The organism is Agromyces mediolanus, assembly GCF_023715325.1.
In the GTDB taxonomy this organism is placed as follows: domain Bacteria; phylum Actinomycetota; class Actinomycetes; order Actinomycetales; family Microbacteriaceae; genus Agromyces; species Agromyces mediolanus_A.
Genome location: NZ_JAMBNX010000010.1, coordinates 1 through 13,933, shown reverse-complemented (window position 1 = coordinate 13,933; position 13,933 = coordinate 1). Strand labels below are relative to the sequence as shown.

The following is a 13,933-nucleotide window of genomic DNA, read 5'->3' as shown; positions in this document are numbered from 1 at the left end:
CGTACGGGGCCCGCTCAGCGCTGCGGCGTCGCGCGCGTCGTCATGACGAGCACGGGGGTGCCGCCGTCGTCGGCCAGTTCGAGCTGCACGGCGAGCGCGCCGAGCGCCCCGGTCGATGTCGCGTGCGTGCCGCCGCAGGGGATCCGTGCCGTGGCATCCGGAAGCTCGCAGACCCAGGAACGGCGGTCGGTGAGCGCCGGCCCCTCGGCCTCGATGCGGACCGCGGCATCCGCCGCGACCCACTCGGCGAGGGTCGCCTGCACCTCGCCGGCGAGCGCGGGGAGAGTGGCCTCGTCGAGCGAGGCGGTGTCGAAGCCGGCGCGGCGCAGCGACTTGTTCAGCCGGTAGCGGTCGACCGAGCGGTCCGCCTCGATGCGCGAGCTCTGGATGGCGGTGCCGTCGAAGTCGGGGGCGCCGAGCGCGTCCTCGCGGGGCTCCTTCGACCAGCGCCCGGCGAGCGCCCGGTTCAGCGCGAGCGAGGCGAGGTGGCAGGCGGTGTGGCCGACGCTGAGGGCGGCGCGCAGCTCGGGGTCGGCGACGATCTCGACCTCGTCGCCCTCGGCCGGCGCGGCGTCGGCGTCGACGAGGTGCGCGACGAGGAACGTCCAGCCCTCGGTGCCCTTGCGCACCGGGATCGCGTCGCCGAGGTGGAGCTCCGTGCCGTCGCTCGCCGCCACCACGGCATCGACGATCGGCACCTCCCGGCCGCCCGCACGGATCACGCCGCGGTCGGCGGGCTGGTCGGGCCAGGCCGCATCGACCGGGTGGAAGCTCGTGGCGTCGGTCACGACGGCGACGAGGCCGTCGGCGGCGGGGGCGACGTGCAGCACCGTGGCGGTGCTCGAGAGCGCCCCGGCCGGGTAGTCGACGCGGGTCGGCGTGCCGGGCAGTGTCATCGGCGGTTCAGACGCCGTCGCGACGGCCGAGCAGGTTCATCGGGATCGCCATCGCGAGCGAGACGCAGATGATGCCCGCGAAGAAGACGATCGCCTCGACGCCGGCGAGGTGCGGCGCGGTGCCCATGAGCCACATGCCGAACACGAACAGGCCCATGGCGATGAGGAAAGCGACGACGTTCACAACGACCTCCAGAGTGCGAGTGCGGGCGGATGCCGCCTCCTCCAGTCTAGCCAGGCGCCCGCCGGGCCCGCGGCCGCCCGCTCAGTCCTCGGCCGGGCCGAGCAGGGCGTTCGCCACCGTGCCGTGCGCGGACTCGTCGTCGGAGGGGTGGAAGATGCCGGCGAGCACGTCGCGGTAGAGCCGGCCGAGCTCGTTGCCGGCGAAGTAGCTCGATCCGCCGGCCACCCGCACCGCCTGGTCGACGACGTGCTTCGCCGTCTCGGTCGCGCGCACCTTCGCCCCGGAGAGCTTCGGGTACCAGCCGGCGCCGTGGTCGACGAGCTCGTCGACGTCGCGGGCGAGCGAGCGCAGCTGCGGCTCGATGGCGTCGTGCGCGATCGCGGCGTCGGCGATGCGCCAGCGGATGTCGGGGTCGTTCGAGAGCGGCCGGCCGCCGTGCTTCATCGAGGTGCGGCGGCGCGCTGCCGCCACGGCGAGCTCGATCGCCCGGCCGCCGATGCCCGTGTAGACGGCGGAGAGCAGCAGTTCGAAGTTCGCGAAGATGCCGAAGACGAAGGGATCGGCGTTGGGGCCGGGGTCGAGCCGGCGCACGATCCGGTCGGCGGCGGCGTAGGCGCCGTCGAGCACCGTGGTGCGGCTCTGGCTCGCCCGCATGCCGAGCGTGTTCCAGTCGTCGAGGATCTTGACGTCGGGGTCTTCGCGGTCGATGAACGCGTAGACGAGCTTCGGCGCATCCGCGGAGACGGAGTCGAGTCCCATCGTGCCGAGCCGCGTCCAGGCGGGGGACAGCGAGGTGAAGATCTTGCGGCCGGTGAAGCGGTAGCCTCCGTCGGGCTGCGGGTCGGCCTCGGAGCGGGAGCCGAAGAGCATCAGGTCGTTGCCGGCCTCGCTGATGCCGAAGCCGAACAGCTCGCCCTCGCCCGCCTCGCGGAGGAGGAAGTCGAGCGTGTCGTCGCCGCGGTCGTGCAGCACCTTCGCGACGCCCGTCCAGACGAGGTGCATGTTGACGGCGAGCGCCGTCGCCGGGGCGGCGCCGCCGAGGCGCATCTGCCCGCGCACCGCGTCCTCGAGGCTCCAGCCGAGGCCGCCGAACTCGGCGGGCACGAGGGCCCGCAGGTAGCCGCGCTCCCTGAGCTCCTCGAGGTCCTCCGTGAAGAAGCCGTTGTCGCGGTCGTAGCCGGCCGCGCGCTCGCGGATGCGGTCGAGCAGGGAGTCGTCGAGCAGAGTCTCAGGGCCCACACCCGAAGCCTACGCCTCCCGGTCGCCCCGTCGCCTCGTCGAGAGCAGCACGATCCCGACGACGAGCCCGCCGACGACGGCGAGCACGCCGAGCCACGGCAGGGCGACGCCGAGGGCGACGAGCGCCGCCCCGAGGAAGGCGAGGAGCGAGTCCCAGCCGACGGCGAGCCCAGACCAGAAGTCTCCGGGGCCCGCGCTCGGCGCGACGCCCTCGGTGACGAGCTCGAGGCTCACGGTCGCGTAGTCGATCTGGTCCACGAGGAGCTCGCGCTGCGCCGTGAGCCCGTCGAGCTCCGCCTGCCTGGTGGTGAGCTCGGACTCGATCGCGATGAGGTCCGTCGTCGTCGCGGCGCTCGCGAGGAGCTGCTGCAGGCGATCGACCGAGGCGGTGAGCGCCTCGATCCTCGCCTCGAGGTCCTGCCGTTCGACCGTGACGTCCGAGGCGTCCAGTGACACCTGGTCGACGCGCCCGAGCTCGCGGAGCGCGGCGACGGCCCCGTCGAGCTCGTCGGCCGGGATGCGCAGCACGAGCGAAGCGCGCGCCGGCTGCGTGTCGGTGCCCGGCGTCTCGGAGCGGTGGTCGACCCGGCCGCCGGCGCGCTCGACGAGCGCCGAGGCATCCGCCGCCGTCGCGACGGGGTCCTCGACCGTGAGCTGCAGCCAGCCGGTGGTGACCACGCTGCGTTCGCTCGTGCCGTCGGCGTCGCGCGTCGTGTCGGCGCCCGCCGATTCCTCGGTGAGCGGGGCGCCGGGGCCGGCCGGCATCGCGGGGGGCCGAGGACCCGCCGCCCTGGGCGGTGCAGCCGGCGAGGAGGAGGGCGGCGAACGCCGCCGCGGCGAGGGCCGCGAGGGGCCGTGCGAGTCGCGTCGTCGTGGTCATGGCCCACACGCTAGGGCGGTGGCCGGGGGCGGTGGCTGACCGGGCGCTGGGAGTCGGGTCACGATCGGGTTGCCGTCTGCTGGGAGTCCTTCGGCGCCCACAACCGCCGCGGCCCCTCGTTCGTCAGTCGTCGTCGGGGTCGCGACCCGTGCGCTCGCCCGACTCGAGCTCGGCGATCGCCGCCAGGTCGTCCGCGTCGAGCTCGAAGCCGAACACGTCGAGGTTCTCCCGAATGCGCTCGGGCGAGGAGGCCTTCGGGATCACGACGTTGCCGAGCTGCACGTGCCAGCGCAGCACGATCTGCGCCGGCGTGCGCCCGTGCTTCGCGGCGATGCGCGCCAGCACCGGGTCGCCGAGCACGCGGCCGCGCGCGAGCGGCGACCACGCTTCGGTCAGGATGCCGTGCGCCCCGTCGTACGCGCGGAGCTCCGTCTGCGGCAGCCAGGGGTGCAGCTCGACCTGGTTCACCACGGGCGCCTCGCCGGTCTCGGCGACGAGCCGGTCGACGTGGTGCGCGTGGAAGTTCGCGACGCCGATGGAGCGCACCCGCCCCTCCTCACGGAGCCGCACGAGCGCGCGCCAGGTGTCGACGTAGCGGTCGATCGACGGCACCGGCCAGTGGATGAGGTACAGCTCGATCCGCTCGAGCCCGAAGCGCTCCATCGAGGCGTCGAACGCCTGCAGCGTCTCGTCGTAGCCGTGGTCGTCCTTCCAGACCTTGCTCGTGACGAAGAGCTCCTCGCGCGGGACGGGGGCTTCCCGCACCGCGCGGCCGACTTCGGCTTCGTTGGCGTAGAAGGCCGCGGTGTCGAGGTGCCGGTAGCCCGCCTCGATGGCGGCGAGGGCGAGCCGGGTCGCGTCGGCGGCGGGCACCTTGTAGAGCCCGAAGCCGAGCTGCGGGATCGCGGCGCCGTCGGCCAGCGGCAGCAGGGGAGCGCGGTGATCGGAGATTCGGTTCTCCTCGTCAGCTGGGGGTGATCGGCACCGGCTCGGTGTCGGGGATCGGGCTCGCGTCGCGGCCGCGGAGGTCCGGGTGCCAGCGTTTCGCGAGCGCGGGCACGAGCGTGCCGAGGAAGGCGAGCGCCGCAGCCGCCCAGAACGCGCCCTGGGCGCCGTTGCCGTCGATGAGGAAGCCCGCGAGGGCCGAGCCGAGGGCGGCGCCGATGAGCTGGCCCGTGCCGACCCAGCCGTAGGCCTCCGCGGTGTCGGAGAACTTCACGCTCGCCGAGACGATCGCGAAGAGCACGGCGAGCGCGGGGGCGATGCCGATGCCGGCGACGAAGAGCGTGCCGGCGAGCCACCAGAAGTCCATCGCCCCCGCCGCGAGCGCCGTGCCCGCGAAGACGATGAACATCCGCCGGGCCGTGGACCACGGCCCGATCGGGGTGTGGCCGAGGAAGAGGCCGCCGGCGAGGCTGCCGATCGAGAAGATCGCGAGCACGATGCCCGCCTCGGCACCGCCGTGGCCGAAGACGGCGACGACGCCCGCCTCGATCGCCGCGCAGGCGCCGATGAGCAGGAAGCCGACGACGGTCGCGAGGAGCACGGGCGGCCGCGCGAGCACCACGCCGAAGCGGCGCTTCGAGCGCGGGATGCGCACCCGGCCGAGCTCGGGGGAGGAGATGAACCAGGCGCCGCCGACGATCATGAGCGCGGCCGCGAGCAGGATGCCCCAGATCGTGCCGAGCTGGGTGGAGACGAAGGTGGTCACCACGGGGCCGACGACCCAGATGATCTCCTGCGCCGAGGCGTCCAGGGAGAAGAGCGGGGTGAGCTGGCGGGAGTTCACCATCTTCGGGTAGATGGTCCGCACCGCGGGCTGGACGGGCGGGGTCGAGAGCCCGGCCAGGAGGCCGATGCCGAGGTAGAGCGGCATGATCGGCGGGATGACGCCGATGGCGACGATCGCGGCGACGCAGATCGTGAGCGTCGTGATGAGCACGGGGCGCATGCCGAAGCGCCCCATCATGCGGCTCGTGAGCGGGCCGGCGACGGCTTGGCCGATCGAGGTCGCGGCGAGCACGAGGCCCGCCGAGCCGTACGAGCCGGTCTGCTGCTCGACGTGCAGGAGGAACGCGAGCGAGAGCATGCCGGAAGGGAATCGGGCGGTCAGCTGGGCCGCGATGATGCGGGCGACGCCCCTGGTCTTCAGCAGTTCCGAGTAGCTCCCCACAGTTGGACCACTCTATCGACCGCGACCGCCGAGGGAAGCGGGCGCGAGATGGGTGAATCACTGCGTGGATTTCACTGCACGCGCTGGAATGCTGCGTTTGAGTGGCGGATCCCGGCGTATTCGGTCGTGGGTTCGGGCCTGCGCGATCGGGCGGGCTATGCTCGGGCCACGGCGACGGAGCCCTGGAGATACGCTACGTCGCTGTACGTGTCCCCAATCACTTCGTGACGACAGAGGTCCCATCATGAACACCCGACGTCTGCTCCTCCCGGCTGCCATCGCTTCGGCGGCCGCGCTGCTGTTCACCGGCTGCGTCGACAACAGCACCCCGCCGAGCGCCGCCCCCGGCGGCGACACCGGCGCCTCCATCGCCGTGGACGAGGCTGCGGTCGCGCTCCTCCCCGAGGAGATCAAGAGCGCGGGCGTGCTCGTCGTCGGCACCGACGCGGCATACCCGCCCAACGAGTACAAGGACGCCGACGGCAACCCGATCGGCTGGGACGTCGACCTCGTCGACGCGCTCGGCGCCAAGCTCGGCCTCGAGATCAAGTACGAGATCGCGAGCTTCGACAAGATCATCCCGTCGATCACCGGCGGCACCATGGACCTCGGCATGTCCTCCTTCACGGACAACGCCGAGCGCCAGAAGCAGGTCGACTTCGTCGACTACTACAGCGCGGGCATCCTGTGGGCCGCTCCCAAGGACAAGACCGTCGACCCCGACGACGCCTGCGGGCTGAAGGTCGCCGTGCAGGCGACGACCTACGAGCACACCGACGAGCTGCCGGCCAAGAGCCAGGCCTGCGTCGACGCGGGCAAGCCCGCAATCGAGATCACGCCCTTCGACACCCAGGAGGCCGCAGCCAACGCCGTCGTCCTCGGCCAGGCCGACGCGATGAGCGCCGACTCGCCGGTCACGGGCTACGCGATCGCCCAGACCGACGGCAAGCTCGTCCAGGCCGGCGAGGTCTTCGACTCGGCGCCGTACGGCTTCCCCGTGAAGAAGGGCTCCGAGCTCGCGAAGGCCGTGCAGGCTGCGATGCAGTCGCTGATCGACGACGGCACGTACGGCGACATCCTCGCCGAGTGGGGCGTGGAGGCCGGCGCCGTCGACACGATCGACATCAACGCGGGCAAGTAGGCATGAGCGACTCGTCGGCCGGCCGGGCAGCTTCGCCCGCGCCGGCGGGCGGGGCGTCCGCCCCGCCCAACGCTCCCGAGAAGGTCGTGAAGCTGCGGCATCCGTGGCGCATCGTCGTCGCGGTGCTGCTGCTCGCGGCGGTCGCCGTCTTCGTGATCGACGCCGCGCAGCGCGAGGCGTTCGACTGGGGCTCCGTCGGCAAGTACGTCTTCGACAAGCGGGTCACCCAGGCGGCGGGGTTCACCCTGCTGCTGACCGTGCTCTCGATGATCATCGGCGTCGTGCTCGGCATCATCCTCGCGGTGATGCGGCAGTCGCCGAACCCGGTGCTCAAGTCGGTCGCCTGGGTCTACCTCTGGATCTTCCGCGGCACCCCGGTGTACGTGCAGCTCGTCTTCTGGGGCCTGCTCGCGACGATCTACTCCTCCATCGATCTCGGCGTGCCGTTCATGGAGCCCTGGGTGTCGTTCCCGACCAAGGTGCTCTTCAACGCCTTCTGGCTGACGGTCATCGGCCTCGGCCTGAACGAGTCGGCCTACATGGCCGAGATCGTGCGCGCGGGCCTGCTCTCGGTCGACCCGGGCCAGCACGAGGCCGCGACGGCGCTCGGCATGGGCTGGGGCAAGACGATGCGCCGCGTCGTGCTGCCGCAGGCGATGCGGGTGATCATCCCGCCGACCGGCAACGAGGTGATCTCGATGCTGAAGACCACCTCGCTGGCCACCGCGGTGCCGTTCACCCTCGAGCTGTACACCCGCACCCGAGATATCTCGGTCGAGATCTTCAACCCGATCCCGCTGCTCATCGTCGCCTCGATCTGGTACCTCGCCATCACCTCGGTGCTCATGGTCGGCCAGTTCTTCCTCGAGAAGCGCTTCGCCCGCGGCGTCGGCGCCAGGCCCGACGCAGGTCCCGGGCCGGTGACGGCCTCGATGTCCGCCGTCGAGTTCGACGAGAGCGACGCCGGCATCGCCGCCAAGCACGGAGGAGACGCACGATGAGCGAGCAGACGACGGCGCCCGCGGGCGTCACGGCCGCCGGGGACGCCTCGGTGCCGATGGTGCGCGCCGAGCACGTGTCGAAGAGCTTCGGCTCGAACGAGGTCCTGAAGGACATCTCACTCGAGGTGAAGCGCGGTGAGGTGCTCTGCCTCGTCGGGCCGTCCGGCTCGGGCAAGTCGACCTTCCTGCGCTGCATCAACCACCTCGAGCAGGTGAGCTCCGGCCGGCTCGCGGTCGACGGGCAGCTCGTCGGCTACCGCGAGGTGGGCGGCCGGCTGCACGAGATGCACCCGAAGGAGATCTCGAAGCAGCGCCGCGACATCGGCATGGTGTTCCAGCGTTTCAACCTGTTCCCGCACATGACGGCGCTCGAGAACGTCATGGAGGCGCCGACGCAGGTGAAGGGGCTCTCGAAGGCCAAGGCGAAGGCCAGGGCGCTCGAGCTCCTCGCCCGGGTCGGGCTCGCCGAGCGCGCCGACTACTACCCGGCGCACCTCTCCGGCGGTCAGCAGCAGCGCGTCGCGATCGCGCGGGCGCTCGCGATGGACCCGAAGCTGATGCTCTTCGACGAGCCGACCTCCGCGCTCGACCCCGAGCTCGTCGGCGAGGTGCTCGACGTCATGAAGGAGCTCGCGAAGACCGGCATGACCATGGTCGTCGTGACGCACGAGATGGGCTTCGCGCGCGAGGTCGCCGACACCCTCGTCTTCATGGACGGCGGGGTCGTGGTCGAGACCGGCGATCCCCGTGCGGTGCTCGCCGACCCGCAGCACCAGCGCACCAAGGCCTTCCTCTCGAAGGTCCTCTAGCCGCGGTCCGCGCGACGCCCGAACGGCGTGCCGCGACGGAGGGCGCTCGCCCGGCTCAGCCGGCGAGCGCCTTCCGGATCCGCTGCACCGACACCGTCTCGGCGGTGCGGAGCTCCTGCGCGAACAATCCGACGCGGAGCTCCTCGAGCAGCCAGCGCACCCGCACGAGCGCGGGATCGCCCTCCGGGTCGATTGGCACGGTGCCGCCCGCCTTCGCGTAGGCCTCCGCGGCCTGCGCGAACTCGGTCATGAGCTGGCGGTCGCGACCGGGGTTCTCCTGCATCCGGCGCACCCGCACCGTGATCGCCTCGAGGTAGCGGGGCAGGTGCCGGAGCCGGGCGAGCCCCGTCGCCTGGATGAACCCGGCGGGCGTCAGCGCCTCGAGCTGCGACCTGGCGTCGGCGAGCGCCGACATCAGCTGCAGGCTGGACGCCTTCGTGATCGCGCGGTCCGCCTCGCGCGCCGCCTTCAGGATCTTCGCCACGAGCGCCGCGGTCTCGAACATCCGCTCGACGACGACCGCGCCGATCGCGGCGAGCGCGGCGTCGAACGCTTCGCGGCTCGCGAGGAGGCCGTCCGGATGCCGGAGGCGAAGCTCCTCGTCGACGACCGCCGCGAGGCAGTCCTCGAGCAGGGCGCGCGGTCCCTGGTAGGCGCTCTGGCCGAGCGAGAGCTTCTCCTCGTTGGAGAGGTGCTCCTGCACGTAGGCCGACGGCGAGGGGGTCTGCAGCATCAGGAGCCGGCGGATGCCCCGGCGCGACGCCCGGTCGCGCTCCTCCGCCGTCGGCACGAGCACGAGGGCGACGCTGTCGCCCTCATCGACGATCGCGGGGTAGGCGCGGATCGTGTTGCCGCCCTGCCGGGTGTCGACGTGCGCGGGCAGCCGATCCCACGCCCAGCGGGTGAGCCCCCGCTCCGGCTTCGGCCCGTCGTGCGCGGCCGCCGCGACGGCGGCGGGGCCGCGGTGCTCGGCCGCGCCGTGCTCGGCGGCGACGGTGCGGCCGCCGCGGTCGCGGCCGGCCCGGTCGCCGCTCGTGAACGTCGCCGCGACGGCGCGCCCGGCCCGCTCGGCCAGCCGCGACTGCAGCTCGGCGAGCTCCTTCGCCTCGCCGAGCACGCGCCCGCGTTCGTCGACCGCGCGGTAGGTGACCCGCAGGTGCGGCGGGATGCGCTCGAGCTCGAAGTCCTCGGCCGAGACCGGGGCGTAGGTGAGGCGCTTGATGGACTGCGCGACGATCTCGGCGAAGGGCGGGCGCGCCTCGCCGGTCTCCGGGCCGGCGGGCAGCTCGGCGGCGATCTTCGCCGCCCATTCCGCGGCGGGGACGACCTGGCGGCGCAGCACCTTCGGCAGCGTGCGGAGCATCGCGGTGATGAGTTCGTCGCGGAGGCCGGGCACCTGCCAGTCGAATCCGGTCGGTTCGAGTCGGGGCAGCAGCACGAGCGGCACGAGCACGGTGACGCCGTCGTCGGGCGCGCCGGGCTCGAAGCGGTAGGCGAGCCGGAGCCGCTGATCGCCCTGCACCCAGCCGTCGGGGAAGCCGTCGGCCCCGGCATCCGCCTCCTCCTCGCCGAGGAGGTCCGCCCGCGTCATCGTGAGCAGCTCGGGCCGCTCGCGGTGCTCGCCGCGCCACCAACCCTCGAAGCTGCGGGCGTCGACGACCTCGGCCGGTACGCGCGCCTCGTAGAAGGCGACCGCGGCCTCGTCCCCGAGCAGCAGGTCGCGGCGGCGGGTGCGCTCCTCGACCTCGCCGAGCTCCCGGCGGAGCTCCCGGTTGTCGCGGACGAACCGGTACACGCGGCGGTCGAGCCGGTTCCAGTCCCACTCCTCGAGCACGAGGGCGTGACGGATGAAGAGCTCGCGGGCGAGGCCGGCGTCGGCGCGGGCGAGCTGCATGCGCCGCTTCGGCACGATGGCGAGTCCGTAGAGGGTGACCTTCTCGTCGGCGACGGCGGCACCCTGCCGGCGCTCCCAGCGCGGCTCGGAGTAGCTGCGCTTCGCGAGCGGGCCCGCGAGCTGTTCGGCCCAGGCCGGATCGATCGCCGCGTTCGTGCGGGCGAACAGCCGGCTGGTCTCGACGAGCTCGGCGCTCATCACGGCGGCCGGCGGTTTCTTCGCGAGCGCGGAGCCGGGGAAGAGCGCGAAGCGCGCGCCCCGGGCGCCGAGGAACTCGGCCTGCTGGCGGCGTCCCTTGCGCTCCGCCTCGCGCGCCTGGCCGGCGCCGCCGCGCCCGGAGGAGGTCTTCGCGTCGTCGCGCAGGCCGAGCTGGGAGAGGAGGCCCGCGAGGAGTGACCGGTGGATGCCGTCGGCGTCCGCCCCGGCGTCGGCGGCGGCGGTGTTCGCCCGGTCGCCTGCGATCTCGAGCCCGAGCGGCTTCGCCAGCCGGACGAGCTGCCGGTAGAGGTCCTGCCACTCCCGCACCCGCAGCGAGTTCAGGAACTCGGCCTTGCAGCGGCGTCGGAACGCGCTGCCGGAGAGTTCGCGCTGCTGCTGTTCGAGGTGGTTCCAGAGGTTCAGCAGGGTGAGGAAGTCGCTTGTCGGGTCGACGAAGCGGGCGTGCGCCTGGTTCGCCTCCTCGCGCCGGTCGAGCGGGCGCTCGCGCGGATCCTGGATGGTGAGGCCGGCGACGATCGCGAGCACCTCGCGGGAGACGCCGTGGGCCTTCGACTCCAGCACCATGCGCGCGTAGCGCGGCTCGATCGGCAGCCGGGAGAGCTGGCGGCCGATCCGGGTGAGCCGTGGGCCGCGGGCGTCGTCGCGGCCGCCGGGCTCGAGCGCGCCGAGCTCGGCGAGGAGGTCGAGGCCGTCGCGCACGCCGCGGGTGTCCGGCGGGGTGAGGAAGGGGAAGTCCTCGATGGGCCCGAGCCCGAGCGCGGCCATCTGCAGGATGACGGCGGCGAGGTTCGTGCGCAGGATCTCGGGGTCGGTGAACTCGGGGCGGCGCTCGAAGTCGTCCTCGCCGTAGAGGCGGATGGCGATGCCGTCGCTCGTGCGGCCGGAGCGGCCCGAGCGCTGGTTCGCGGAGGCCTGCGAGATCGGCTCGATCGGCAGTCGCTGCACCTTCGAGCGGGCGGAGTAGCGGCTGATCCGCGCGGTCCCGGCGTCGACGACGTAGCGGATGCCGGGCACGGTCAGGCTCGTCTCGGCGACGTTCGTGGCGAGCACGACGCGCCGGCGGAGCCCGGCGACCGCCGAGGGCTCGAAGACCCGGTGCTGCTCCGCGGAGGAGAGCCGGCCGTAGAGGGGGAGCACCTCGGTCACCCCGCCGCGTCCGCCGCGGCGCTCCGCGTGCGTGCGCACCGCCTGCTCGGCGTCGCGGATCTCGCTCTCCCCGGAGAGGAACACGAGCACGTCACCCGACGATTCGCGGTCGAGCTCGTCGAGGGCGTCGAGGATGCCCTGCTGCACATCGCGGTCGTCGGCCGCCGCGCCCTCGTCGTCGTCGCCGGCCGCGTCGCCGACGAGCGGGCGGTACCGGATCTCGACCGGGTAGGTGCGGCCGGACACCTCGATCACCGGCGCGGGGGTGCCGTCAGCGTCGGCGAAGTGCTTCGCGAAGCTCTCCGGGTCGATCGTCGCGCTCGTGACGATGAGCTTCAGGTCGGGGCGTCGGGGGAGCAGCTGCTTCAGGTAGCCGAGCAGGAAGTCGATGTTGAGGCTGCGCTCGTGCGCCTCGTCGATGATGATCGTGTCGTAGCGGCGGAGTTCCCGGTCGCGGTGGATCTCGTTCAGCAGGATGCCGTCGGTCATCACCTTCACGCGGGTCGACTCGCTCGCCCGGTCGGTGAAGCGCACCTGGTAGCCGACGAGGCCGCCGAGCTCGGTGCCGGTCTCCTCGGCGATGCGCTCGGCGATCGTGCGGGCCGCGATGCGGCGGGGCTGCGTGTGCGCGATCTGCTCGCGGCCGAGCTCGAGGCAGAGCTTCGGCAGCTGGGTGGTCTTGCCCGAGCCCGTGGCGCCCGCGACGATCACCACCTGGTGCTCGCGCAGGGCGCGCGCGATCTCCTCCCGCTGCGCCGAGACCGGGAGCTCGGGCGGGTAGGTGATGGGCGGCACCGGGGCGAGTCGAGACATGAGCCCTCCATCGTATGACGCGGAGCCCCGCGCCCGTCGCCGGCGCTGATCGCGAGCAGCGAACGCCCCTCGCGGGTGTCGGCGGCGCGTGATGGGATGGACGCATGACGCAGGTTCCCGTGGTGCAGCTCAACGACGGCCGTTCGATCCCCCAATTGGGGTTCGGGGTGTTCAAGGTCGATCCGGTCGAGACCGAGCGCATCGTGAGCGACGCGCTCGAGGTGGGGTACCGCCACCTCGACACCGCCCGCATCTACGACAACGAGTCGGGCGTGGGGCGGGCCATCGCGGCGTCCGGCGTCCCGCGCGAGGAGCTCTTCATCACGACGAAGCTCTGGAACGACGATCAGGGCGCGCAGTCGGTGTTCGACGCCTTCGAGGCGAGCCTCGAACGGCTCGGCCTCGACAAGGTCGACCTCTATCTGATCCACTGGCCGTCGCCCGCGCGCGGCCGCTACGTCGAGACGTGGAAGGCGTTCGAGCGCATCCGCGAGTCCGGCCGCGCCCGCTCCATCGGCGTCTCGAACTTCCTCGTGCCGCACCTCGAGCGTCTCCTCTCCGAGACGAGCGTGGTGCCGGCCGTCGACCAGATCGAGCTGCACCCGGCGCACCAGCAGCCCGCGACCGCGGCGTTCGCCCGCGAGCATGGCATCGCCATCGAGGCGTGGGGGCCGCTCGGGCAGGGCAAGTACCCGCTGCTCGAGCTCCCCGAGGTGACGAGTGCCGCCTCGGCGCACGGCAAGACGCCGGCGCAGGTCGTCATCCGCTGGCACCTGCAGCGCGGCAACATCGTCTTCCCCAAGTCGAACCGGCGCGAGCGCATGGCCGAGAACTTCGACGTCTTCGACTTCGTGCTCGACGAGGCCGAGATGCAGGCGATCACCGCGCTCGAGCGCGAGGGTCGGGTGGGCGCCCACCCCGACGAGGTCGAATAGTCGCTGCGCACGCCCGTCGCCTGAACGGCCCGCTCATCCGTGAGGATGGCGGGCCGTTCGCCATCCCCGGCGAGAAACCGCGGAATTCCGGGCGACACGCCCGGGATGCAGGCCGGATTTTGCTGCGGCGGCCGGAGCCGCGTAAGTTATTCCATGTCGCCACGGCGGCCGGAAAACGCGAGAAGCGAACGGGCCCCGAACGGCGAAGATCTTAGCCAAATAACCTCGAAGGCGCAGCATTGCGACTCGGTGATTTCAAGCCTAAGATGAAACCTCCTCCTCTGTGAATCTCGATCCAGATCTCTCTGGTTCGAATCGCTCGGTCTCGACCGGCTCTCAGGGGTGGTACGGTAGACAGGTTGCCCTGATTGAAGGTCTGATTGACCGGAGCTCGGGTGCGTCCGTTTCTTGAGAACTCAACAGCGTGCACTATGTTCAATGCCAATTTATTGAACCCTGGTCATCTTTGGATGATGGGATTCCTTTGATTGATGGACAATTTGATTTTTTAGTCAGTTGTTTCTCTGTCAGTGATTGAAGTTTCTTTTGGAGAGTTTGATCCTGGCTCAGGACGAACGCTGGCGGCGTGCTTAACACATGCAA

At 71.9% G+C, this 13,933-nt stretch carries 11 protein-coding genes and 1 rRNA gene; 5 read left to right on the top strand and 7 right to left on the bottom strand.

The window, feature by feature from the left end; translation table 11 throughout:
- Positions 1-14: 14 nt before the first annotated feature.
- The 6 genes from M3147_RS15840 to M3147_RS15815 all read right to left on the bottom strand — a co-directional run bounded on the left by M3147_RS15840 (position 15) and on the right by M3147_RS15815 (position 5,372).
- On the bottom strand, positions 15-896 hold the full coding sequence (locus M3147_RS15840) for a metal-dependent hydrolase (protein ID WP_251204385.1): 882 nt from the start codon (positions 894-896) through the stop codon (positions 15-17).
- A 7-nt stretch (positions 897-903) separates the two neighbouring features.
- Positions 904-1,080, bottom strand: a complete 177-nt coding sequence (locus M3147_RS15835) for a hypothetical protein (RefSeq protein WP_189085919.1) — start codon at positions 1,078-1,080, stop codon at positions 904-906.
- Between the two features lie 81 nt (positions 1,081-1,161).
- Positions 1,162-2,319 carry an acyl-CoA dehydrogenase family protein gene (locus tag M3147_RS15830; RefSeq protein WP_251204384.1) on the bottom strand — a complete coding sequence of 386 codons (1,158 nt, stop codon included), beginning with the start codon at positions 2,317-2,319 and terminating at the stop codon, positions 1,162-1,164.
- A gap of 9 nt (positions 2,320-2,328) precedes the next feature.
- Positions 2,329-3,084 carry a DUF4349 domain-containing protein gene (locus M3147_RS15825; protein WP_251204383.1) on the bottom strand — a complete coding sequence of 252 codons (756 nt, stop codon included), beginning with the start codon at positions 3,082-3,084 and terminating at the stop codon, positions 2,329-2,331.
- A gap of 238 nt (positions 3,085-3,322) precedes the next feature.
- A complete protein-coding gene (locus M3147_RS15820; RefSeq protein WP_251204520.1) occupies positions 3,323-4,150 on the bottom strand; it encodes an aldo/keto reductase in 828 nt (275 codons plus the stop codon).
- A 13-nt stretch (positions 4,151-4,163) separates the two neighbouring features.
- Positions 4,164-5,372 carry an MFS transporter gene (locus tag M3147_RS15815; RefSeq protein ID WP_251204382.1) on the bottom strand — a complete coding sequence of 403 codons (1,209 nt, stop codon included), beginning with the start codon at positions 5,370-5,372 and terminating at the stop codon, positions 4,164-4,166.
- Positions 5,373-5,616: 244 nt separating this feature from the next.
- On the opposite strand from M3147_RS15815, the gene M3147_RS15810 reads away from it, so the two are divergent.
- Genes M3147_RS15810 through M3147_RS15800 form a run of 3 tightly spaced genes read left to right on the top strand, consistent with a single transcriptional unit; the run spans position 5,617 to position 8,323 of the window.
- A complete protein-coding gene (locus M3147_RS15810; protein ID WP_251204381.1) occupies positions 5,617-6,513 on the top strand; it encodes an ABC transporter substrate-binding protein in 897 nt (298 codons plus the stop codon).
- A gap of 2 nt (positions 6,514-6,515) precedes the next feature.
- The gene (locus M3147_RS15805; RefSeq protein WP_251204380.1) at positions 6,516-7,514 is read left to right on the top strand and encodes an amino acid ABC transporter permease; all 999 of its coding nucleotides are present in this window, start codon (positions 6,516-6,518) and stop codon (positions 7,512-7,514) included.
- On the top strand, positions 7,511-8,323 hold the full coding sequence (locus tag M3147_RS15800; protein WP_439954206.1) for an amino acid ABC transporter ATP-binding protein: 813 nt from the start codon (positions 7,511-7,513) through the stop codon (positions 8,321-8,323). The genes M3147_RS15805 and M3147_RS15800 overlap by 4 nt, the downstream gene beginning before the upstream one ends.
- Before the next feature lie 55 nt (positions 8,324-8,378).
- Here the strand turns inward: M3147_RS15800 and hrpA are convergent, their stop codons facing one another.
- A complete protein-coding gene (hrpA, locus tag M3147_RS15795; RefSeq protein WP_251204379.1) occupies positions 8,379-12,395 on the bottom strand; it encodes an ATP-dependent RNA helicase HrpA in 4,017 nt (1,338 codons plus the stop codon).
- 104 nt (positions 12,396-12,499) lie between these two features.
- Here hrpA and M3147_RS15790 point away from each other — a divergent pair, with 104 nt between their 5' ends.
- Together M3147_RS15790 and M3147_RS15785 are read left to right on the top strand one after the other, a co-directional pair.
- Entirely contained in the window at positions 12,500-13,330 is an 831-nt protein-coding gene (locus M3147_RS15790) for an aldo/keto reductase (RefSeq protein ID WP_251204378.1), read from the top strand.
- A gap of 543 nt (positions 13,331-13,873) precedes the next feature.
- Positions 13,874-13,933, top strand: a 16S ribosomal RNA gene (locus tag M3147_RS15785); the annotation flags it as partial.

What these genes read in the sequence shown, in the direction of transcription:
- M3147_RS15840 (WP_251204385.1), bottom strand. Translation starts at nt 896, where the DNA reads ATGACACTGCCCGGCACGCCGACCCGCGTCGACTACCCGGCCGGGGCG.
- M3147_RS15825 (WP_251204383.1), bottom strand. Translation starts at nt 3,084, where the DNA reads ATGCCGGCCGGCCCCGGCGCCCCGCTCACCGAGGAATCGGCGGGCGCC.
- M3147_RS15810 (WP_251204381.1), top strand. Translation starts at nt 5,617, where the DNA reads ATGAACACCCGACGTCTGCTCCTCCCGGCTGCCATCGCTTCGGCGGCC.
- M3147_RS15805 (WP_251204380.1), top strand. Translation starts at nt 6,516, where the DNA reads ATGAGCGACTCGTCGGCCGGCCGGGCAGCTTCGCCCGCGCCGGCGGGC.
- M3147_RS15800 (WP_439954206.1), top strand. Translation starts at nt 7,511, where the DNA reads ATGAGCGAGCAGACGACGGCGCCCGCGGGCGTCACGGCCGCCGGGGAC.
- hrpA (WP_251204379.1), bottom strand. Translation starts at nt 12,395, where the DNA reads ATGTCTCGACTCGCCCCGGTGCCGCCCATCACCTACCCGCCCGAGCTC.
- M3147_RS15790 (WP_251204378.1), top strand. Translation starts at nt 12,500, where the DNA reads ATGACGCAGGTTCCCGTGGTGCAGCTCAACGACGGCCGTTCGATCCCC.